We start from the raw sequence: 20,022 nt of genomic DNA, 5'->3' as shown, positions 1-20,022 counted from the left end.
CGGATACGCACGCGTAGGCGAATGAGCGGTTCATCCCTTTTCAAACGTCAGTTCCGGGACGGGTAGATGCCCTCCAGCGCGATGCAGTAGTTGAGCGTGAGGTAGGGCTGCATGTTGTCGTGCGGTTGGCTGCCGCCGGCGGCGCCGATCATCGACGGGTTCATCAGCGATCCGTCCGTGGCGCCCGTGTAGGCGCCGCCCGCGCTCGGGAACTGCCCGCTCGGACGGCTGGCCGAGGACGCCTGGCTGCTGGCGTTGACCATGTGGTTGTGCATCGGCATCTGGTTCTGGAGCAGGGTCACGGTCTCCTCGCCGCCCGTCTCGCCGAGGACGTAGTTGCTGAGGCCGGGGCCCTGGCCCGAGCTCATCGCCACCCGGCCGCGGAGGTCGGGCAGGCCGAACGTCGTCTGCCCGTTGCCGCCGTAGGTGACGCCGAGCAGCGAGAACAGCGCGGTGTTCTGGGCGATGGACAGGAGCTGGCCCTGGCAGAAGGCCCACCCCCTCGGGGCGAAGGTGTACGGGAACAGGCGGATCTCGCCCAGGAACGGCTCGGACACAGGTGGCTCCCTCTCGGCTCGGTCGTTCTTCCGGCCGTGCGCGGGCGCGCCACGACCCCTCCGTCTCGGGCGCGCGACCCCGACGACGTCGCCGGGCGCGCGCCTCCGTCTCCGTCGGCCGCCCTGTCCGCCCGAACAGGGGTTTTCGGCCGGCGGGAATGTAGCCCCCCTGCCGGTGGTCCGTGCGGGACCTTCCGCTACGGCCCCGTCTGCACGATTCGCGCCAGCCAGTCGTCGGCCACGCAGTCGACGACCAGGTGGACGCGGGGGCGATCGCCCTCGTTGGTGACGGCGTGGCGCCGCGTCAGGTCCAGGTACCAGCACTCGCCGGCGGCCATGTCGACGGGGCGGCCGTCGAGCAGGAACGTCACCCCCGGCCCGGTCGTGAGCGGGACGTGGAGGCGGGCCTCGCCGTCGGGCACCGAGAGCTTGTGGTCGCGGTGCTCGGTGATCCGCGACCCGGGGCCGAGGCGGAGGAACCGGGCCGTCGTCACCGGGCAGGGGAAGGCGGCCAGCGCCTCGGCCGTCCGCGGGCAGGCGGCCAGCGCCTCGGTCGGCTCGAACGCCTCGGCCGCCGGGTCCGGGTACAGCGGCGTCAGCCCGCCGACCGGGGCCCGGAGGGCGACGCCGCTCCAGTCGCCCTCGTACTGGCGGGTGTTGAAGTGGGGCACCCAGGCGTCGGCCGGCAGCGCGGCCGCCTCGGCGGCGAGGGCGGCGGCGTCGAAGCGCAGCGGCAGGCGGGCCCGGTCCGGCCCGCTCACCCCGCCCTCCTCGCCAGCAGCGCCTCGTAGGGCTCGGCCACCCACCGCTCGGCCGCGGCCCGCAGCGCCGGCGACGCCGCCGACCGCTTGGCCGCCCGGTCGTCCTCGAACGGCACGAACGGGTTCTTGGCGTCGAGGGCGGCCACCCGGAGCACGTCGGCCCGGGCCGGCCCGTCGCAAGGGATGCCGAAGTGGGGGGCGACGGCGTCGGGCACGGCCCCGGGGAGGTCGCGGTGGTCGACGAGGAGCGACCCGGGCGGCAGGTGGGCGGCGGCCGCCCGGCAGAGCGCGCCGAGCACCGCGGCCAGGTGGTCCTCCGGCGGCACCGCGGTCGGGTCGGCCACGCCGACCACGGCGGGGTCGAGCGTCCCCGGCACCATGTGCCAGCCCCGCCGCCGCTCCTGGGAGACGAGCACCTCGACCGGGTCGCGGTGGACCATGGCGACGGGCACGCCGGGGAACGCGGCCACCAGCGCGGGCAGCTGGAACACGGCCCAGGCGTCGAGCTTCACGACGAGGTGGCGCTGGCCCGGCCGCCGGGGCTGGCCGAGGGCGGCGACCATGGCCCGCACCCAGTCGGCCCGACCGGTGCGCAGCACGGTGTCGAGGGGCCGCGGCTCGGACAGCACGAGGGTGGACGGCAGGGCGGCGAGCATCGACGCGACCAGGGTCGACCCGCTGCGCGACAGGTGGAGCACGAAGCCGGACGGGGCCAGGCCGGGGCGCTCGGCGGCCGCCTCGGCGAGGGCGTCGATCCCGGTCCGCCGGCGGAACAGCAGCCGGAACGGGTGGCGCAGGCAGCGCTCGACGCTCTCGTCGAAGAAGGGCTCGCCGAAGTCGACGCCGGCCGTGTGGCACCAGTCGACGACCGGCGCCCCGTCCCCGAGGTCGACCCGGATCGGCGTCCACGCCTCGAAGGTCACACCCACCGCTCCAGCCAGGCCCGGCGGGCGGCCACCAGCGCGGCCTCGACGTCGGCCGGCGTCACGTCCAGCCCCCGCTCGGCGGCCACGGCCACGACCTCCGCCACGAACGCCGGCCGCTCCGGGACGGCGAGGAGGCGCTGCTGGAGGGCCGGGTCGGCGAGGACCGCCGCGGTGAGCCGCTCGAGGCCGTCTCCGCCCACGGGCCCGGACGGTATCGTCCGCGGCCGTGGAGGTGGAGCTGCGCCCCGTCACCCCCGGCGACCGCGACCTCCTCCTCGCCGTCTACGCCTCGACGAGGGCCGACGAGCTGGCCGCCGTCCCCTGGACCGACGAGGACAAGGACACGTTCGTCCGCATGCAGTTCGAGGCCCAGGACCGCCACTACTCGGCCCACTTCCCCGACGCCCGCCACGACGTGGTGGTGGTCGACGGGCGGCCGGCCGGTCGCCTCTGGGTCGACCGCCGCCCCGACGAGATCCGCATCCTCGACCTCGCCCTGCTCCCCGAGGCGAGGGGCGCTGGCGTCGGCACCCGCCTGCTCCGCGACCTGATCGAGGAGGGCGAGCGGGACGGCCGGGTCGTGCGCCTGCACGTCGAGGACGGCAACCCGGCCCGCCGGCTCTACGACCGGCTGGGCTTCACCCCCGCCGGCCGGACCGGCGCCCACCTGATGATGGAGCACCGGTGCGCGACCTCGCAGCCCTGACCGTCGACGACTTCCGCCCCCTCGAGGGCACCACCTTCCTGCTGAAGTGGGACGGCCACGACCTGCCCGTCGTGCTCACCGAGGTCACCCCGCTCGGCCGCCGCCGCGGGGACCGGGACCCGTTCTCGCTGCTGTTCCGGGGCACCCCCGGCACGATCCTGCCCCAGCAGATCCACCACCTGTCCTCCGACGGGTTCGGCGAGCTGGAGCTGTTCCTCGTCCCCGTCGGCGCCGACGCCGACGCCGTCACCTACGAGGCGGTCTTCACCTGACCCCGCTGCGCGTCGGGCTGAACCTGTCGACCTCCGCCCGGGACGGCGCCGACCCGGTGGCCGACGCCCGGCGGGCCGAAGCGCTCGGCTTCGACTTCGTCTCGGCCTCCGACCACCTGCACGGCACGTCGCCGACGTTCGAGACCTGGAGCCTGCTGACCTGGGTCGCCGCCTCGACCAGCCGCGTCGGCGTGGTCAGCGACGTGCTCGGCCTCCCCTACCGGCCCCCTGCCGTGCTGGCCAAGATGGCCGAGTCGCTCGACCGGCTGTCGGGCGGCCGGCTGGTGCTCGGCCTCGGGGCCGGCGGCTCGGACGAGGAGTTCTCGGCGTTCGGGCTGCCGGTGCGGTCGCCGGGCGAGAAGGTCGACGCCCTGGAGGAGGCCATCGCCGTGCTCCAGGGACTGTGGACCACGGGCGAGTCGACCCTCGACGGTCGGCACCACCGCACGCAGGGCGCCCGCATCGCCCCGACGCCGGCCCGCCCCGTGCCCGTCTGGCTCGGCGCCTACGGCCGCCGGTCGCTCGAGCTCACCGGCCGGCTGGCCGACGGCTGGCTGCCGTCGATGCCCTACGCCCCGCCCGACGTCGTGCCCGGGATGCTGGCCCGGGTCCGGGCGGCGGCCGAGGCGGCCGGCCGGGACCCCGGCGAGCTGACCTACGCGTACAACGTCGGCGTGTCGGTCGGCGGCCGGGGCAGGGGCGACCGGGTGGTGGCCGGCGACCCGGACGAGGTCGTCGAGCGGCTGGCCGAGCTGGTCGACCTCGGCTTTACGGCGCTCGACCTGTGGCCGGCCGGCGACGGCGCCGACCAGGTGGAGCGGCTCGCCGCCGACGTCGTCCCCCGGCTGCGGGCCGCGGTCGGCGGCTGACGCCTAGCGGCGGATGCCCCGGCGGCCGGCCCACTCGCCGACGGTCGGCGCCTCCTCGAGGGTCTCGGTGGCCACCCGCTCGAGCTCGTCGCGGCCGCGGCGGCGGGTGACGTCGCCGACCTTCAGCGACAGGTAGGCGGCGGCGCCGAGCGGGATCGGGAGCCAGAAGTTGACGAGGCGGTAGGACACGACGCCGAGGAGGGCCTCGCCCGACGGCACGCCGAAGCCGACCAGGCCGGCCGTCAGCGTCGCCTCCACCACGCCGAGGCCGCCCGGGGTGATCGGCACGGCGGCCAGCACGTTGGCCAGGCCGAAGCTGATGACCAGCCCGTCGATCGGAGGGCGGCCGCCGAAGGCGGCGACGAAGGTGGCGAGGGAGGCGACGTCGAGCAGCCAGTTGGCCGTCGCCCAGCCGGCCGCCCTGGCCACGAGGCCGGGGTCGCCGGCCAGGCCCCGCAGGCGGTCGGCCACCCGGCGCAGGCCCGACGCCAGCGGCTCGCCCTGGAGGAACGGGACCCGGTCGGCGCCCCGGCAGACGAGGCCGACCATCCGCTCCTCGCCCCTCGTGGCGAGCAGCACGGCCGCGGCGACCAGCCCGAGCAGGAGCCCGCCGACCAGCGCGGCCGTCCCGTACAGCGGGTCGAACCCTCGAGCGGGGATCGAGACCACGAGCCCGACCCAGAGGATGAGGTTGAGGATGACGGCGGAGCCGAGGCCCTGGGTGGCGAGCGCGAACACGGCGTCGCCGGCGGGCACGCCGGCCGCCGTGAGGAGCCGGAACCCCACCGAGGTGCCGACGGCCGACCCGCCCGGGACGACGTGGCTGAGCCCGAGCGTGGTCAGGGTGATGCGACCGGTCGTGGCCAGGCCGGGGCGGACGGCCGCCGGGACCAGGGTCCTCGTCAGCTGGGCGTAGCAGACGACGGCCAGCAGCTCGAGCACGGCGCCGGCCGCGAGCCACCGGGCGTCGACCCGGCCGAGGAGCCCGACGGCCCGGCGGGCGCCGGCCAGCTGGGGCAGCACGAGGTACTCGACGGCGAGCACGCCGGCGAGGAGCATCAGCACGCGGCGCAGCGACCGCTTCGCCCTGCTGCCGGCCATCGTCGCGGTGCGCTCCTTCCGTCGTCGGCCTCTGGCCTTCCCCGCGGCGGCGGGATCGACCCTAGGACGCGGCGGGGCGGGACCGGCCGGGGTCGGCGGCGGCGGCCACGGCGTCGGCCAGGTGGCGGGACAGCGCCCTGGCCAGGAGCCGCTCGACGGCCCGGGCGGCGAGCGGGCGGGCCTCCGTGACCTTGGCGGCGAGGCCCGGCAGGTCGTCGCCGCCGGCCCCGGCCACGACGTGCTCGACGAACAGGCCGACGAAGCGGCCGGCGACCCGGTCCACGTCGTGGCGCAGCCGGGCCGTCTCCTCGAGCACGGCGGCGAGGGGGACGCCGAGCGCGACCAGCCGGGCCCCGATGTCGACGACCTCGGGGGCGGTCACGAGGAAGCCGCCGTCGACCGGCTCGAGGAGGCCGAGGTCGACGGCCCGGGCTACGGCGCCAGGGTCGGGCCCGCCGAAGCGCTCGGCCAGCTCGTCGGCCGTGAGCACCACGGGGTCGGGGTCGTCCAGGGCGGCCAGCGCCTCCTCCAGCCCGAGCACCTCGCGAATGCCGTGCCCGGCCTGCCAGGCGTCGAGCAGCTCGCGAATGGCCGCCTGGGAGAAGCCCCGGCCGGCGAGGTGGTCGATCAGCCGCAGCCGGGCCAGGTGGCCGTCGCCGTACCAGCCGACCCGGCCCTGCCGCTCGGGCGGGGGCAAGAGGCGCCGCTCCTGGAGGGCACGCACGTTGCGGGTGGTGGTGCCGGCCCGCCGGGCGAGCTCGTCGATGGTCATGCGGCCCACGCCGGCCCACCCTACCGCGGCCAACTGTGCCATCGAATGATGGCGTGATGGGTAGCGTGGGGCCGTGACCGCCGCGCCCCTGCTGCTCGCCGCCGCCGTCGACCCGGCCGGCGGCGCCCCGACGGAGGACCTCGTGCCCGCCACCGTCGTCGCCGTGCTCGGCGGCGTGGCGCTGTTCGCCCTGGCCAGGGCCCACCGCGCCGGCCGCACGGCCGCGCTCGACGGCCTCGCCCGCCTGGCCGGGCGGCTGCCGGGGCTGCGGGGGCTGCCGCCGTGGGCGTCGGCCCCGATGGCGCTCACCACGGCCTCGCTGCTGACCGCCGTCTTCGGCTTCTACTGGGACGTCGCCACCCACATCGACAACGGCCGCGACGCCGGCCCGTTCGCCAACCCGGCCCACTGGTTCATCCTCGCCGGCCTCGTCGGGATCGCCATGGCCGGCTACGTGGCCGTCGTGATCGGGCTGCGGCCCGGTGACGCCGGCGGCGTGCGCGTCGAGCCGCGGTGGCGGGCGCCGGTCGGTGGCGTGCTCCTCCTCGCCTGCGGGGTGATCGCTCTGCTCGGGTTCCCGCTCGACGACGTGTGGCACCGCATCTTCGGCCAGGACGTCACCCTGTGGGGGCCGACCCACGTGCAGATGGTGGCCGGCGCGTCGCTCGCCACCCTCGCCATGTGGGTGCTCCACGTCGAGTCCACCAGGGCCGAGCCGGCCGCCCACCGCCGGAGCGTCGAGGCCGTCCTCGGCGCCGCCTTCCTCGTCGGGCTGGCCACCCTGCAGGCCGAGTTCGACTTCGGCGTGCCCCAGTTCCGCCTGCTCTACCAGCCGGTGCTCCTCGCCCTCGCCGGCGGGCTCGGCCTCGTGACGGCCAGGCTTCGGGGCGGGCGGGGCGCCGCGCTCGCCGCCGCCGCCGGCTTCGTCGTGCTGCGGGCCGGGCTGGCCGTGCTCGTCGGGCCGGTGCTCGGCCGCACCGTGCCCCACCTGCCGCTCTTCCTCGCCGAGGCCGTGCTCGTCGAGCTCGTCGCCCTCGCCGTCCCCCGCCGCCGGCCGCTGGCCTTCGGCGCCGCCGCCGGGCTGGCCGTCGGCACGGTCGGCTTCGCCGCCGAGTGGGCCTGGTCCCAGGTGGGGATGCCGCTGCCCTGGCCGGCCGGGCTGGTGCCCGAGGCCCTGCCCCTCGCCGCCGCGGCCGGCACCGCCGGCGGCGTGCTCGGCGCGCTGGCCGGCCGGGCCCTCGCCGGCGGCACGGCGGCGGCCCGCCCCGTCCCCCGCCTGGCCGGCGCGGTGGCCGGCGCCGTCGCGCTCGCCGCCCTGGCCTGGCCGCTGCCGACCGGCGACGGCGGCGGCATCCTGGCGTCGGTCACCCTGGCCGAGCTGACCCCGGCGCCCGAGCGGACGGTGGCGGCGACCGTCCGCCTCGACCCGCCGGACGCCGCCGACGGCGCCGACTTCTTCACGGTCACCGCCTGGCAGGGCGCGGACTGGGAGCGCCGGCAGGCCGTCGTCGACCCGCTCGAGGAGGTGGCGCCGGGCGTGTGGCGCACCTCGGAGCCGATCCCGGTGCACGGCGAGTGGAAGGCCATCGTCCGCCTCCACGACGGCCGCACGCTCGCCGCCGCGCCCCTCTACCTGCCCGAGGACCCCGGCATCCCGGCGGCCGAGGTGCCCGCCGACCCGTCGTTCACCCGCGCGCTCGTCGCCGACAAGGCGATCCTCCAGCGCGAGTTCACCGGCGGGCCGGCCTGGCTGGAGGCCGTCGCCTACGCCACGCTGGCCCTGATCGGAGCGGCCTGGGTGGCGGCCATGGCGTGGGGCCTCGGCCGGCTGCTCGACGGCGCCGGCCGGTCGGGCGCGGCCACCGCGCCCGGCTCCCGCGCCGCCGTGCCGACGGCGGCCCCGGCGTGACGACCGGGCCGGGACGACCGCCGGGCGACTACGACGTCGGCCCCGGCCCCGTCCCCGCCCGCCAGGCCCGGTACGCCTCGGGCAGGCAGCGGGCGCAGGGGCGGTAGCCGCAGGCGACGGCGGCGGCCTCGTCGGCGAAGAACACCCGGTAGCGGGGGTAGGGGCCGCCCGCGGCGATGGCCCGCAGCGCCGACGGGCAGTCGAGCCGGCCGTAGATCCGCCGCCGGCGCTCGCCGCCGAGCGTCCCCGGCGTGTCCGACCGGTACGGGCCGGCCGGGCCGAGCAGGGTGTACCGGCTCACGGCACCCGCACGTGGACGCGCACGGTCGTGCCGCCCGCCGACGACCGGACCTGCACGAGGTCGCACAGCTGGTGGACCAGCCACAGGCCCCGCCCGCTCTCCTCGTCCGGCCCGGGCAGGCGCCGGCCGGCGAGCGGGTCGGGCAGCCGGCCGCCGTCCCGCACCTCGCAGACGACCGTCCCCGGCCCGTCCCACACCCGCAGCACGCCCCGCCCGCCGCCGTGGCGGACGCTGTTGGTGGCCAGCTCGCCGACGGCCAGCACCAGCGCGGCGGCCCGGTCGCGGGGGAGGCCGGCCGCCGCCGCCCGCCGGGCCACCAGCTCGCGGGCCGCGCCCAGGCGGAGCCCCTCGAAGGCCAACTCCTCGGCGCCGGCCGGGGCCTCGGGGAGCGGCTCGGCGAGGGTGGCGTCGGCCCACCCGCCGTAGGCCTCGCTCCGCCGCCGGCTCCCGCCCTCGACCACGAACGGGTGGGTCGTGCGGGCCTCGTCCACCACGGCGGGGGCCAACCCGTCGACGTCGTAGGGGCAGACCAGCCACCACGGCGGGCCGGGGTCGAAGGCGAGGTTGAGCAGGAGCTCGTGGTGGCGGCACTCGACCAGCTCGTCGGCCGAGCGACCGGCCCACACGGGCTCGCCGACCCCCCTCGCCGGTCGCCCGCCGGCGCACCGGTCGGCCACGAACTGCCGCCACACGGCGATGATCCGGCCGGGGTTGCGGCCCACCTCCAGCATGTCGACGAAGCACACGTCGGCCGCCCGCTCGCCGAGCGCGGCCCGCAGCCGCTCGGAGCGCTGCCCGGGCACGGCGACCAGCACCGCCTCGCCGCCGGCCAGGCCGTCGTCCACGAACGCGGCCATGGTGTCGACGAACTCCGCCGCGCCCGAGTACAGGAAGGCGTCGTGCCGGAAGGTGCCGAGGCTCACCGGGCCGTCCGCCGGGACATTCGGTGCAGGTTACCCGTCGGTCGGCGGCGCGGGCCTCACCGGTGCTCGGGGTTGGGGAAGTCGAACCGGCAGCCGGCGTCCCACTCCGAGCGCTGGTTCCCGTGGGCCGGCACGCCGCCGGCGTCGCGCAGCATGCGGGCCAGGTGGAGCAGGTTCCAGGTCATGAACGTGGTGTTCCGGTTGGTGAAGTCGTTGTCCGGGCCGCCCGACCCCTCGTCGAGGTACGACGGCCCCGGCCCGGCCTCGCCGATCCAGCCGGCGTCGGCCTGGGGCGGGATCGTGAACCCGAGGTGCTGGAGCGAGTAGAGGACGCTCATCGAGCAGTGCTTGATGCCGTCCTCGTTGCCGGTGACGATGCAGCCGCCGACCCGCCCGTAGTAGGCGTACTGGCCGCGGTCGTTGAGCAGCGACGAGTTGCCGTAGAGGCGCTCGATCACCCGGGTGCACACCGAGGACTTCTCGCCCAGCCAGATCGGGGTGCACAGCACGAGGACGTCGGCGGCGAGCACCCGCTCGAACAGGGCCGGCCACTCGTCGGCGTCCCAGCCGTGCTCGGTCATGTCCGGCCACACGCCGGGCGGCAGGTCGTGGTCGACGGCCCGGACGACGTCGACCGTCACGCCCTGGCGGCGCATGATCTCGACGGCGACGTCGGCCAGGCCCTGGGTGTGGGACCGCTCGGGGCTGCGCTTGAGCGTGCAGTTGACGAACAGGGCGCGGAGGTCGGAGAAGTCCCACCGGGTCTGGCGGCACAGCTCCTCCTGCTCGGGCGTGAGAGGCACGCCCCAATGTCCCACGTACAGTCGCCCCGTGATCGAGGACCTCATCGACAGGTGGGACGGCGAGGCGACGATCGTGTCGAAGGACCACCCCACCGGGGCCTGGTTCGTCATCGCCGTCCACTCCACCGCGCTCGGCCCGTCGGCCGGCGGTTGCCGCATGCGCGTGTACGACACGCCGGCCGACGCCGTCCGCGACGCCCACCGGCTGTCCGCCGCCATGACCCGCAAGTTCGCCGTGAACGACCTGCCGATCGGCGGGGGCAAGTCGGTGCTGGCCGTGCCCGCGCTGCCCTCCGGCGAGGAGCGGGCCGGGCTGCTGCGCCGCTTCGCCCGGCTGGTCGACTCGCTCGGCGGGCTCTACGCCGTCGGCCCGGACATGAACACCTCGGCCTCGGACATGGACGTGATCGGCGAGGTGACCAGGCACGTCCACTGCCGGACGGAGGCGGCCGGCGGCACCGGCAGCACGGCGCCGGACACGGCCAACGGCGTCTACTCGGCCATCCGGGCCACGGTCGCCCACCTGTTCGGCAGCGACGACCTGGCCGGCCGGTCGGTGGTCATCCAGGGGGTCGGCGCGGTCGGCGCCCTCCTCGCCACCCGGCTGGCCGGGGAGGGCGCCAAGGTCACCGTCGGCGACGTCGACGGGGCGAGGGCGGCGGCGGTGGCGGCGACCGTGGGAGCCAGGGTGGTGGACCCGGCCGACGTGCTCACCGAGCCGTGCGACGTGCTGTCGCCCTGCGCCACGGGCGGCGTGCTCCACGAGGGCACCATCCCGGCGCTGCGGTGCCGGGCCGTCGTCGGCGCGGCGAACAACCAGCTGGCCGAGCCGGCCGACGCCGAGCGGCTGCACGCCGCCGGGATCCTGTGGGCGCCGGACTTCGTCGCCAACTCGGGCGGCGTGTTCCACGGCGGCGGCTACGACGTGCTCGGCTGGCCCCGCGACCGGGTCGACGCCTCGGTGGCGGCCATCGGCGACCGCCTGCGGGCCATGTACGAGGAGGCCGAGCGCAAGGGCGTCCCGCCCGTCGAGGTGGCCGAGGCGATGGCCGACCTCCGCCTGGCCGCCGCCCGCCGGGAGCCGGCCTGACCGGCTACCAGCGGTCGCGGTGGACGACCTCGTCGAACGGGCGGCGGTCGAGGCGCTCGATCGGCGCGAGCGGCCGGTCGGCGGGGAGGCCGAGCGCGATCAGGTAGGCGCAGGACCGGTCCTCGGGGAAGCCGAGCAGCTCGCGGGCGAGGTCCTGGTCCTCGACGGCCGAGTGCCCGGTGCCGACGCCGAGGTCGGCGGCGGCCAGCATCATCGAGATCGTCGCCTGCCCCAGGTCGAACTGGAGCAGGGCGGCCTGGCGGTCGTCGGCCGGCACGGGGGCGACCAGCGCGATCGTCGCCGCCGACGCGGCCACGTGGCGGGCGCCCCGCCACACGCCGGCCAGGCGCTCGAGCCGGGCCCGGTCGGTGACGACGACGAAGTCCCACGGCTGCCAGTTCTGGGCCGACGGCGACCGCCGCCCGGCCTCGAGCACGCGGTCGAGGGCGCCGGGCGGGAGCGGCTCGTCGGCGTAGCTGCGCACGTTGCGCCTCGACCGGATGGCGTCCCAGGTCTCCACGGCAGCCCTCCTCAGAGGTTGGTGTCGTCGGTGGGCACGGCGGACGGGTCGGGCAGCGGGGCGGCGCCGTCGCCGTCGCCGGTCGCCGCCACCGGGCCGGCGCCGACCGTGTAGGCGGTCATCGACAGCGACCCGTAGGCGTAGCCCTCCACGAGCACGTCGGCGCCCCGCCCGGCCGCGGCGGCCACGCCGGCCACGTAGAGCAGGGGCAGGAAGTGGTCGGGGGTCGGGGCCGCCGCCTCGTAGTCGGGGTGGGCCGACAGGCCGGCGGCGGCGGCCGGGTCGCCGGCCAGCACCTCGGTGGCGGCCTCGTCGAAGCGCCTGGTCCAGTCGAAGCCGTCGTCCCGGAGGCGGGGGTCGATGCCCCGCAGGTTGTGGACGACGTTGCCGCTCCCGACGATCAGCACGCCCCGCTCCCGCAGCGGTGCCAGGCGGGCGCCGAGGTCGAGGTGGTACTCGGGCGGCTTCATGGCATTGACGGCGAGCTGGACGACGGGCACGTCGGCGTCGGGGAAGGCGTGGCACAGCACCGACCAGGTGCCGTGGTCGATGCCCCAGCTGTCGACGTCGAGCCCGACCCACACCGGCTCGACCACGTCGGCCACCTCCTCGGCCACGTCCGGCGCGCCGGGCGCCGGGTACTCGACGGCGAACAGCTCGTCGGGGAACCCGAAGAAGTCGTGGATGGTCCGGGGCCTCGCCATGGCCGTCACCGCGGTGGCGTTGATGTACCAGTGGGCGGACACGACGAGGATGGCGCGCGGCCGGGGCACCGACGCGCCGAACGCCCGCCAGGCGTCCGTGTAGCGGTTGCGCTCGAGCGCGTTCATCGGGCTGCCGTGGCCGAAGAAGACGGCCGGCACGACGTCGTTCGCCATGCCCCCGGTCTACCCCACGGCGCGCCGGAATCACGCGGGACCAAACGGTGTTGGACCCGTCGTGCCTGCCGTGACCGCCGATCCGCTCACCCTCCCCCGCCTGCCCGAGCCGGCCGCCGGCCCGGACCGCCGCGTGCGCTCGGTCACCACCGCCCCGCGCGGCTTCGAGGGCGAGGGCTTCCCCGTCCGCCGGGCCTTCGCCGGCGTCGACCTGGCCGACCTCGACCCGTTCATCCACATGGACCAGATGGGCGAGGTCGACTACGCGCCCGGCGAGCCGAGGGGCACCGACTGGCACCCGCACCGCGGGTTCGAGACCGTCACCTACATCATGGACGGCGTCTTCCAGCACCAGGACTCCCACGGCGGCGGCGGCCTGATCGCCGACGGCGCCACCCAGTGGATGACCGCCGGCCGCGGGATCCTCCACATCGAGACCCCGCCCGAGGAGCTGGTCGTCAGCGGCGGCCTGTTCCACGGCGTGCAGCTGTGGGTCAACCTCCCGTCCCGGTCGAAGATGGCCCCGCCCCGCTACCAGAACCTGGAGGCCGGGCAGGTCCGGCTGGTGTCGTCGCCCGACGGTGGCGCCATCGTCCGCCTGATCGCCGGCGACCTCGGCGGCCACACCGGCCCCGGGTCCACCCACACGCCGATCACCGTCGCCCACGCCACCGTCTCGCCCGGCGCCCGCCTCGTGCTGCCGTGGCGACGCGACTTCAACGCCCTCGCCTACGTGCTGGCCGGGGCGGGCACCGTCGGCACCGAGCAGGTCCCGGTCGGGCTCGGGCAGCTGGCCGTGTTCGGGGCCGGCGACACCCTGACCCTGTCCGGCTCGGCCGCCGCGCCCCTCGACGTGCTGCTCCTCGGCGGCGAGCCGATCCGCGAGCCGGTGGCCGCCTACGGCCCGTTCGTCATGAACACCAAGGCCGAGCTGATCCAGGCCGTCGAGGACTTCCAGGCCGGCCGCCTCGGCGTGGTGCCGCCGAACGCCCTCCGCCCCTACCGGGGGTAGGCGAAGCCGCTGCGGCGGAGCGCGGCCAGCCCGGCCAGCCCCAACCAGACGGCGCCGGCCAGCTCGGCCAGCACCGCCGCCCACGTGAGGCCGTCGACCTCGCCACCGGGGAGGGCGTCGCTGAACGCGCTCCATTCCGGCAGCAGGTGCGACGCGCCGACGGCGACGGCCGTGCCGAGCCCGACGGCGGCCGCCGCGAACGGGCCCAGGCGGTGCCCGGCCAGCACGAGCCACACGGCGGCGACGGCCAGCACCCCGACGACGAGGCCGCCGACCAGCACGTGGCGGGTGACGGCGTCGGTCCCCCGCCGCAGGTGGTCGACGTTGTGCACCGCCCATCCGGCCGCGAAGGCCACGGCTGCCGTCGGCAACGATCGATCGCCCATGCCCCCGGTGTACCCCGCGGGGTAGATGCCGGGGTCCCGCGTCGGGTAGGACGGGGCCGTGCAGCCGCAGAACAGCTTCGGTGCCCGCGCCCGCCTGCGCGTGGGCGACGCCGACCACGACATCGTCCGGCTGGCCGCCCTCGAGGACGACTTCGCCGTCTCCCGCCTGCCCTACTCGCTGAAGGTCCTCCTGGAGAACCTCCTCCGCCACGAGGACGGCGTGACCGTCCGGGGCGAGGACGTCGAGGCGCTGGCCCGCTGGTCGGGCGGCGACGAGGACCGGGAGATCGCCTTCCGGCCGGCCAGGGTGCTCATGCAGGACTTCACCGGCGTGCCCGCGCTCGTGGACATGGCCGCCATGCGCGACGCGGTCGCGGCGGCCGGCGCCGACCCGGCCGGGCTCGACCTCGGCATCCCCGCCGACCTCGTGATCGACCACTCGGTCTCGGTCGACGTGTACGGCAGCCGCGACGCGCTGGCCCGCAACTACGCCCTCGAGTTCGAGCGCAACCGGGAGCGGTACCAGTTCCTGCGGTGGGGCCAGCAGGCCTTCGCCAGCCTGCGGGTGGTGCCCCCGGCGACCGGCATCTGCCACCAGGTGAACGTCGAGTACCTGGCCACCGTCGTCGCCCGGCGCGGCGGCGCGGCCTTCCCCGACACCGTGGTCGGCACCGACTCGCACACCCCGATGGTCAACGGCCTCGGCGTGGTCGGCTGGGGGGTGGGCGGCATCGAGGCCGAGGCCGCCCTGCTCGGCCAGCCCATCTCGATGCTGATCCCCCGGGTCGTCGGCTTCCGCCTGTCCGGCGAGCTGCCCGAGGGGGCGACGGCCACCGACCTCGTGCTGACCGTCACCCAGATGCTGCGCCGCCACGGCGTGGTCGGGAAGTTCGTCGAGTTCTTCGGCCCCGGCGTGGCCAACGTGCCCGTCGAGAACCGGGCCACGATCGGCAACATGTCGCCCGAGTACGGGTCGACGATCACGATCTTCCCGGTCGACGAGCAGACCCTGCGCTTCCTGCGCTTCACCGGCCGGCCCGACGACGTCGTCGCCCTCGTCGAGGCCTACGCCAAGGAGCAGGGGCTGTGGCACGACCCGGCGGCCGAGCCGACCTTCAGCGAGGTGCTCGAGCTCGACCTGTCGACCGTCGAGCCGTCCCTCGCCGGGCCGTCCCGCCCGCAGGACCGGGTCGCGCTGCGGGAGGCGAAGTCCCGGTTCGCGGAGGCGCTCGTCGCCTCGATGCCCGACCTCGCCAACGGCAGCCAGGACGAGGCGTCGTGGGAGTCGTTCCCGGCGAGCGACCCGCCCGCGGCCACCGAGGACCCGGAGGCGAAGGGCGGGGCCGTGCCCCAGCGGTCGCCCCAGCCGTCCCGCCGGCGGCAGGCCGTGCCCGTCACCCTGGACGACGGCACCACCGTCGAGCTCGACCACGGCCACGTCGCCATCGCCGCCATCACCAGCTGCACGAACACGTCGAACCCGCAGGTGATGCTGGCGGCCGGCCTGCTGGCCAAGAAGGCGGTGGAGCGGGGCCTCACCCGCAAGCCGTGGGTGAAGACGTCGCTCGCCCCCGGCTCGAAGGTCGTCATGGACTACTACGAGCGGGCCGGCCTCGTCCCCTACCTGGAGAAGCTCGGCTTCCACCTCGTCGGGTTCGGCTGCACGACCTGCATCGGCAACTCCGGCCCCCTGCCCGGCCCCATCGCCCGGGCCGTGAACGAGCACGACCTCGCCCTGGTGTCGGTGCTGTCGGGCAACCGCAACTTCGAGGGCCGCATCAACGGCGACGTGCGTATGAACTACCTCGCCTCGCCGCCGCTCGTCGTCGCCTACGCGCTGGCCGGCTCGATGGAGGTCGACCTTCTGGAGGAGCCGCTCGGCGAGGACCAGGACGGCAACCCCGTGTACCTGCGCGACATCTGGCCGACGTCGGCCGAGGTGACCGCCACCGTGCGGGACGCCATCCGGTCCGACATGTTCAGGGCCGCCTACGGCCAGGTGTTCGAGGGCGACGAGCGCTGGCGGGAGCTGCCCGTGCCGACCGGCGGCAGCTACGACTGGGACGCCACGTCGACCTACGTCCGCCGCCCGCCCTACTTCGAGGACATGCCGGCCACCCCGGCGCCGCTCACCGACATCCGCGACGCGCGCATCCTCGCCGTGCTCGGCGACAGCGTCACCACCGACCACATCTCCCCGGCCGGCGCCATCCACCCCGACAGCCCGGCCGGCCGGTGGCTGGTCGAGCAGGGCGTGACCCAGAAGGACTTCAACTCCTACGGCGCCCGCCGCGGCAACCACGAGGTGATGATCCGGGGCACGTTCGCCAACCGCCGGATCCGCAACCGCCTCGCGCCCGGCACCGAGGGCGGCGTCACCCGCCACCTGCCCGACGGCGACCAGACGCCGATCTACGACGCCGCCGTGCGCTACGCCGGCGAGGGCGTGCCGCTCGTGATCCTCGCCGGCAAGGAGTACGGGTCGGGCTCGTCGCGCGACTGGGCGGCCAAGGGCACCGTGCTGCTCGGCGTGCGGGCCGTGATCGCCGAGAGCTTCGAGCGCATCCACCGGTCGAACCTGATCGGGATGGGCGTGCTGCCCCTCCAGTTCGCCGACGGCGGGTCGGTCGCCTCGCTCGGGCTCACCGGCGAGGAGGTCGTCACGATCGCCGGGCTCGAGGGCGCCGAGCCCCGCTCCCTGCTCGGCCGGCGGGTGACCGTGCAGGCCGGCGACCGGTCCTTCGAGGCGGTCGTGCGCATCGACACGCCGATGGAGGCCGAGTACTACGCCAACGGCGGGATCCTCCACTACGTGCTCCGCCAGCACCTCGGGAGGGTCGCCTCCTGATTTCCTCGTCGCCGGTGTCGATCCGGGCCGTCGCCGTTCGTGGAGAGGGGTGAGGGCCCGGCACGGCGCCGGTCCGACCGAGAGGAGCCACCGATGCAGCAGTACCTGCTCGCCGTGCTGATGACCGAGGGCGACCTCCCGCCCGAGGACGAGATGCAGGCGATCTACAAGGCCGTCGACGAGGTCAACGCCGAGCTGCGGGAGCAGGGGGCGTGGGTGTTCGCCGGCGGGCTGCACCCGGCCAGCACGGCGAGCGTCGTGCGGGTGCAGGACGGCGAGACCCTCGTGACCGACGGGCCCTTCGCCGAGACCAAGGAGCAGATGGGCGGGTTCTGGGTGATCCAGGCCGCCGACCTCGACGCCGCCCTCGCCTGGGCGGCCAAGGCCACCGCCGCCTGCCGGGCGCCCATCGAGGTCCGCCCGTTCCAGGACGAGCCCGAAGGCTGAGCCGGCCGGGCCGGTGAGCGGCACGACGACGGGCGCCGGCGGCCGGCCCCCCGGCGAGGAGACCCCGCCCGGCCCGGCGACGGGCGGCGGCCGGCCCCCCGGCGACGCTCCGACGGCCGGCCCTGCGTCGGGCTCCGGCGGCCACTCCGGCGAGGGGACCCCGCTCGGCCCGGCGGCGACCGACGACCGGCCCGGCGACGCTCCCCCGCCCGGCCCGGCGACGGGCGGCGCCGGCGGGCACCCGGACGAGGACGGCCCGCCGGGTTCGTCGGTCGACGCGGTCGTGGTCGAGCGGGTCTTCCGGGAGGAGTCGGGCAGGGCGGTCGCCACCCTGGTCCGCCTCTTCGGCGACATCGACGTCGCCGAGGAGGCCGTCCAGGACGCCTTCGTCGTCGCCGTCGAGCGCTGGGCGGCGGCCGGCGTGCCGCCCAACCCGGCCGGGTGGATCGTGACCACCGCCCGCAACCGGGCCATCGACCGCCTCCGCCGGGAGGGCACCCGCCTCGCCCGGTCCGTCCAGGCCACCCTGCTCTCCGAGCGCGACGAGCTCCCCGAGGTCGGCCCCGTGCCCGACGACCGCCTGCGCCTGATCTTCACCTGCTGCCACCCGGCGCTCGCCCCGAGCGCCCAGGTGGCCCTCACCCTGCGGCTCCTCGGCGGGCTCACCACCGACGAGATCGCGAGGGCCTTCCTCGTCCCCGAGGCGACGATGGCCCAGCGCCTCGTGCGGGCCAAGCGCAAGATCAAGGCCGCCGGCATCCCCTACCGGGTGCCGTCGGCCGCCGAGCTCCCCGACCGCCTCCGCCCGGTCCTGGCCGTCGTCTACCTCGTGTTCAACGAGGGGTATGCGGCGACGGCCGGCGACGAGCTGGTCAGGGCCGAGCTGTGCGCCGAGGCCGTCCGCCTGGCCCGCCTGCTCGCCGGCCTGATGCCCGACGAGCCCGAGGTCCTCGGCCTGCTCGCCCTGCTGCTGCTCACCGAGTCGCGGCGGGCGGCCAGGGTCGGCCCCGACGGGTCGCTCGTCCTGCTGGCCGACCAGGACCGCTCCCGCTGGGACCGGGCGCTGATCGCCGAGGGCCAGGCGCTCGTCCGCGCCTGCATCCGGCGCGGTCGGCCCGGCCCGTACCAGCTCCAGGCGGCCATCGCCGCCGTCCACGCCGACGCGCCGACGGCGGCCGCCACCGACTGGGCCCAGATCCTCCACAGCTACGACCAGCTCCTGGCCATGGCGCCGTCGCCGGTGGTGGCGCTCAACCGGGCGGTGGCCGTCGCCGAGGTGGACGGGCCGGCGGCCGGGCTGGCCGCCGTCGACGCCCTCGACCTCGCCGGCTACCACCTGTTCCACGCCGCCAGGGCCGAGCTGCTGCGCCGGCTCGGGCGCTTCGCCGAGGCGGCCGACGCCTACGACGCCGCCGCCGCCCTCACCGCCAACGCCGCCGAGCGCCGGTTCCTCGCCGGCCGGCGGGCCGCGCTCCCCGTCTAGGCCGGCGGGGTCACCGGCACCTCGAACCACACCCGCTTGCCGTCCCTCGTCGGCACCACCCCCCAGTCCGACGAGAGCGTGTCGACGAGCGGGAGGCCCCGCCCGCCCTCGGCCAGCAGGTCGGGCTGCCGGCGCACGGGCGCGGCCCTCGACCCGTCGCCCACCTCGATGCGGAAGCGGTCGCCGAGGAAGCGGACGACGGCGGTCGCCGTCGTGCCGCTGTGGCGGATGGCGTTGGCCGTCACCTCGGTGGCGAGCAGCTCGAGGTCCCCGGCCGCCACCCGCTCCTCGATGCGCCAGCTGGCGAGCAGCCGGCGGAGGAGGCGGCGGACGTCGGCCAGCACGGCGGCGTCCCTCGGGACGTGCAGCCGGGCCTCCCGCGGCGGGCGGGGCGGGGACGACCACAGGTCGGGCTGGGCGTCGCCCAGCGGGTAGCCGGGCAGGTCGAGCCGGTCGGCCGGGATGCCGGTGGCGGCGGCCACCCGGGCGAGCGGGTCGGGGCCGAGGTCCCCGGGCACGGCCAGCACGGCCACCTCCGACCCGGTCCCCCGGGGGGCGGCGCCGGCGAGGCCCCGCCACTGGTCGCCGGCCGGCGCGCCGGCGGTGGCGAGCAGCCCGTCGAGCACGGCCTCGGCGACGACCGCGCCGGCCCGCGACGGGTCGCACCACGCCGGGCCGAACAGCACGATCGAGTCGCCGGGGCCGAGGCCGACCCGGTCGTCGGCCGGCGGCTCGCCCCGCTGCCCGAGCGGCGCCGCCGGGTGGCCCCGCAGGTCGACCCAGCCGGCCCGCCGCACCACGACGGGTCGCGGCCCGCCGGCGTTCGACAGGGTCAGCCACGTGCCGCAGGCGTCGAGCTCGACGCGGGCGACGACGACGTCGACGGCAGCGACCGGCGGGCGCACGGCGGCCAGCACCCCCGCCGGTGACGTCTCGCTCGAGGCGGCGGCGTGCAGGTCGTCGACGACCGCCGCAGGCGCCTCGCCGGCGACGAGGAACCAGGCGTTCGGGCCGAGCCGGCGGACGTCGACGAACGCGGCCGACCCGGCGGCGTCCATCCCCGGCACGGTCGGCGGTCGCACCCCCCAAGTGTGGCGCCCCCGCGCCCGCCTCGACCTGATCGTGCGCTCGGGCACCGGTCACATCCCCGGCGCGCCCCCGCCGCTGACCGGCGACGTCAGCGGGCGACCTCGTAGGTGAGGTGGGTCGCCGTCGACGACGGCCGGACCGAGCGCTGGACCAGGCGCCGGCGCTCCCCGTCGGCCGCGAACAGGGGCGTCCCGCCGCCGAGCACGACCGGGGCGAGGTGGATCGACAGCTCGTCGACGAGGCCGCCGACCACGCACTGGCGGATGACGTCGCCGCCGCCCATGACGACGACGTCCCGGTCGCCGGCGGCCGCCCTGGCCCGCTCGACGGCGGCCGGCAGGCCGTCGGTGACGAACGTGAAGTCGACGT

General features: G+C 76.6%; 23 protein-coding genes. 9 read left to right on the top strand and 14 right to left on the bottom strand.

Translation table 11 applies throughout. From position 1 onward, the window contains the following. Window positions 1-47: 47 nt before the first annotated feature. The 4 genes from VGB14_15440 to VGB14_15425 all read right to left on the bottom strand — a co-directional run bounded on the left by VGB14_15440 (window position 48) and on the right by VGB14_15425 (window position 2,444). Window positions 48-557, bottom strand: a complete 510-nt coding sequence (locus VGB14_15440; GenBank protein ID HEX9994322.1) for a tail fiber protein — start codon at window positions 555-557, stop codon at window positions 48-50. 197 nt (window positions 558-754) lie between these two features. Then, on the bottom strand, window positions 755-1,318 hold the full coding sequence (locus VGB14_15435) for an aspartyl/asparaginyl beta-hydroxylase domain-containing protein (protein HEX9994321.1): 564 nt from the start codon (window positions 1,316-1,318) through the stop codon (window positions 755-757). Beyond that, window positions 1,315-2,247 carry a hypothetical protein gene (locus VGB14_15430; protein HEX9994320.1) on the bottom strand — a complete coding sequence of 311 codons (933 nt, stop codon included), beginning with the start codon at window positions 2,245-2,247 and terminating at the stop codon, window positions 1,315-1,317. The genes VGB14_15435 and VGB14_15430 overlap by 4 nt, the downstream gene beginning before the upstream one ends. Continuing rightward, on the bottom strand, window positions 2,238-2,444 hold the full coding sequence (locus VGB14_15425) for a Nif11 family protein (GenBank protein HEX9994319.1): 207 nt from the start codon (window positions 2,442-2,444) through the stop codon (window positions 2,238-2,240). The genes VGB14_15430 and VGB14_15425 overlap by 10 nt, the downstream gene beginning before the upstream one ends. Before the next feature lie 26 nt (window positions 2,445-2,470). Between VGB14_15425 and VGB14_15420 the strand changes: the two genes are divergently transcribed. From VGB14_15420 to VGB14_15410, 3 genes are read left to right on the top strand one after another with little or no spacing between them, the layout of a single operon-like run. Then, a complete protein-coding gene (locus VGB14_15420; protein HEX9994318.1) occupies window positions 2,471-2,950 on the top strand; it encodes a GNAT family N-acetyltransferase in 480 nt (159 codons plus the stop codon). Continuing rightward, window positions 2,929-3,222, top strand: a complete 294-nt coding sequence (locus VGB14_15415) for a hypothetical protein (protein HEX9994317.1) — start codon at window positions 2,929-2,931, stop codon at window positions 3,220-3,222. Before VGB14_15420 ends, VGB14_15415 begins: the two co-directional genes overlap by 22 nt. Next, window positions 3,219-4,091 carry an LLM class flavin-dependent oxidoreductase gene (locus tag VGB14_15410; GenBank protein HEX9994316.1) on the top strand — a complete coding sequence of 291 codons (873 nt, stop codon included), beginning with the start codon at window positions 3,219-3,221 and terminating at the stop codon, window positions 4,089-4,091. Before VGB14_15415 ends, VGB14_15410 begins: the two co-directional genes overlap by 4 nt. 3 nt (window positions 4,092-4,094) lie before the next feature. Here the strand turns inward: VGB14_15410 and VGB14_15405 are convergent, their stop codons facing one another. Both VGB14_15405 and VGB14_15400 read right to left on the bottom strand, forming a co-directional pair. Next, window positions 4,095-5,192, bottom strand: coding sequence for a YbhN family protein (locus tag VGB14_15405; GenBank protein HEX9994315.1), 1,098 nt, complete (start codon window positions 5,190-5,192; stop codon window positions 4,095-4,097). 61 nt (window positions 5,193-5,253) lie between these two features. Continuing rightward, a complete protein-coding gene (locus VGB14_15400; protein HEX9994314.1) occupies window positions 5,254-5,964 on the bottom strand; it encodes a MerR family transcriptional regulator in 711 nt (236 codons plus the stop codon). 73 nt (window positions 5,965-6,037) lie between these two features. Here VGB14_15400 and VGB14_15395 point away from each other — a divergent pair, with 73 nt between their 5' ends. Beyond that, on the top strand, window positions 6,038-7,873 hold the full coding sequence (locus tag VGB14_15395; protein HEX9994313.1) for a hypothetical protein: 1,836 nt from the start codon (window positions 6,038-6,040) through the stop codon (window positions 7,871-7,873). A 28-nt stretch (window positions 7,874-7,901) separates the two neighbouring features. Here VGB14_15395 and VGB14_15390 read toward each other — a convergent pair whose 3' ends face one another. Genes VGB14_15390 through VGB14_15380 form a run of 3 tightly spaced genes read right to left on the bottom strand, consistent with a single transcriptional unit; the run spans window position 7,902 to window position 9,900 of the window. After that, window positions 7,902-8,174, bottom strand: coding sequence for an Ada metal-binding domain-containing protein (locus tag VGB14_15390; protein ID HEX9994312.1), 273 nt, complete (start codon window positions 8,172-8,174; stop codon window positions 7,902-7,904). Next, window positions 8,171-9,097, bottom strand: coding sequence for a sensor histidine kinase (locus VGB14_15385; protein HEX9994311.1), 927 nt, complete (start codon window positions 9,095-9,097; stop codon window positions 8,171-8,173). Before VGB14_15385 ends, VGB14_15390 begins: the two co-directional genes overlap by 4 nt. 56 nt (window positions 9,098-9,153) lie before the next feature. After that, entirely contained in the window at window positions 9,154-9,900 is a 747-nt protein-coding gene (locus VGB14_15380) for a flavodoxin family protein (GenBank protein ID HEX9994310.1), read from the bottom strand. A 28-nt stretch (window positions 9,901-9,928) separates the two neighbouring features. Between VGB14_15380 and VGB14_15375 the strand changes: the two genes are divergently transcribed. Further along, a complete protein-coding gene (locus VGB14_15375; protein ID HEX9994309.1) occupies window positions 9,929-10,990 on the top strand; it encodes a Glu/Leu/Phe/Val dehydrogenase dimerization domain-containing protein in 1,062 nt (353 codons plus the stop codon). 4 nt (window positions 10,991-10,994) lie between these two features. On the opposite strand, the gene VGB14_15370 is transcribed toward VGB14_15375, so the two are convergent. Continuing rightward, window positions 10,995-11,510 (bottom strand): nitroreductase family protein, encoded by a 516-nt coding sequence (locus VGB14_15370; protein ID HEX9994308.1) that lies wholly within the window; start codon window positions 11,508-11,510, stop codon window positions 10,995-10,997. Between the two features lie 11 nt (window positions 11,511-11,521). After that, on the bottom strand, window positions 11,522-12,388 hold the full coding sequence (ygiD, locus tag VGB14_15365) for a 4,5-DOPA dioxygenase extradiol (protein HEX9994307.1): 867 nt from the start codon (window positions 12,386-12,388) through the stop codon (window positions 11,522-11,524). Window positions 12,389-12,458: 70 nt separating this feature from the next. Here ygiD and VGB14_15360 point away from each other — a divergent pair, with 70 nt between their 5' ends. Continuing rightward, window positions 12,459-13,400, top strand: coding sequence for a pirin family protein (locus VGB14_15360; protein HEX9994306.1), 942 nt, complete (start codon window positions 12,459-12,461; stop codon window positions 13,398-13,400). Here the strand turns inward: VGB14_15360 and VGB14_15355 are convergent. Further along, window positions 13,388-13,786, bottom strand: coding sequence for a hypothetical protein (locus VGB14_15355; protein HEX9994305.1), 399 nt, complete (start codon window positions 13,784-13,786; stop codon window positions 13,388-13,390). The two genes, VGB14_15360 and VGB14_15355, sit on opposite strands and share 13 nt — an antisense overlap. A gap of 58 nt (window positions 13,787-13,844) precedes the next feature. Here VGB14_15355 and VGB14_15350 point away from each other — a divergent pair, with 58 nt between their 5' ends. The 3 genes from VGB14_15350 to VGB14_15340 all read left to right on the top strand — a co-directional run bounded on the left by VGB14_15350 (window position 13,845) and on the right by VGB14_15340 (window position 18,564). Beyond that, a complete protein-coding gene (locus tag VGB14_15350; protein HEX9994304.1) occupies window positions 13,845-16,634 on the top strand; it encodes an aconitate hydratase in 2,790 nt (929 codons plus the stop codon). A 93-nt stretch (window positions 16,635-16,727) separates the two neighbouring features. After that, on the top strand, window positions 16,728-17,081 hold the full coding sequence (locus tag VGB14_15345) for a YciI family protein (GenBank protein ID HEX9994303.1): 354 nt from the start codon (window positions 16,728-16,730) through the stop codon (window positions 17,079-17,081). Between the two features lie 13 nt (window positions 17,082-17,094). Then, the gene (locus VGB14_15340) at window positions 17,095-18,564 is read left to right on the top strand and encodes a sigma-70 family RNA polymerase sigma factor (protein HEX9994302.1); all 1,470 of its coding nucleotides are present in this window, start codon (window positions 17,095-17,097) and stop codon (window positions 18,562-18,564) included. Here the strand turns inward: VGB14_15340 and VGB14_15335 are convergent. Beyond that, entirely contained in the window at window positions 18,561-19,646 is a 1,086-nt protein-coding gene (locus VGB14_15335) for an ATP-binding protein (GenBank protein HEX9994301.1), read from the bottom strand. The genes VGB14_15340 and VGB14_15335 overlap by 4 nt on opposite strands. Window positions 19,647-19,741: 95 nt before the next feature. Continuing rightward, window positions 19,742-20,022: dihydrofolate reductase family protein (locus VGB14_15330; GenBank protein HEX9994300.1), on the bottom strand; the 281-nt coding region annotated here is incomplete at its 5' end.

The organism is Acidimicrobiales bacterium (assembly GCA_036399815.1).
Classification (GTDB): domain Bacteria; phylum Actinomycetota; class Acidimicrobiia; order Acidimicrobiales; family DASWMK01; genus DASWMK01.
This window is presented reverse-complemented; position numbering and strand designations above follow the sequence as displayed.